Here is a 501-nt window from a genome sequence, read left to right as displayed (position 1 = left end):
GTGTTGTTGTCGGTCGGGATATACAGGTTATGCTCCTGTGCCACCACCTCAATGCTGCCGTCACGATCCTGAACGTCCACAGACCCTTTAATGTCCGCGCCGCCATCGTCTTTCAGCCAAAGATAAACAGGAATTGCCATGTTTTAATTACTCCATTTCATTTTTTGATACGCCATCATCCTGCGATGACGCTGGGGGGCTGTCCGGCCTCTCGCAGGCACTTTCCTGCGGAACCAGACTGATTTCGACACGACGGTTGAGCGCTCGCCCTTCCGGAGTGTCATTAGTGGCGATGGGACGGCTTGCGCCATAACCCTGCACCGCAAAACAGCTTTCCGGCATATCCCCGGTGTCACGCATCCAGTTGCGTACCGCTTCCGCACGTTTCCGGGACAGCGTCTGGTTCCGTTGCGGGTTGCCGGTGTTATCCGTGTGCCCGGACACCACGATCAGCCAGCCGGGTTTCGCCCGGATGCCGACCAGCGAGTTGACCAGCATTTT

At 56.9% G+C, this 501-nt stretch carries 1 protein-coding gene and 1 pseudogene; both read right to left on the bottom strand.

Translation table 11 applies throughout. The features are described from left to right. Nucleotides 1-140 (bottom strand): annotated as a pseudogene (gene hcp, locus JK154_RS17650) (type VI secretion system effector Hcp); the annotation flags it as partial. A 7-nt stretch (nt 141-147) separates the two neighbouring features. After that, nucleotides 148-501 (bottom strand): OmpA family protein (locus JK154_RS17645; RefSeq protein WP_211994030.1); only part of this gene is annotated, 354 nt, incomplete at its 5' end.

The organism is Citrobacter sp. JGM124 (genome assembly GCF_018257795.1).
Taxonomy (GTDB): Bacteria; Pseudomonadota; Gammaproteobacteria; order Enterobacterales; family Enterobacteriaceae; genus JGM124.
This window is presented reverse-complemented; position numbering and strand designations above follow the sequence as displayed.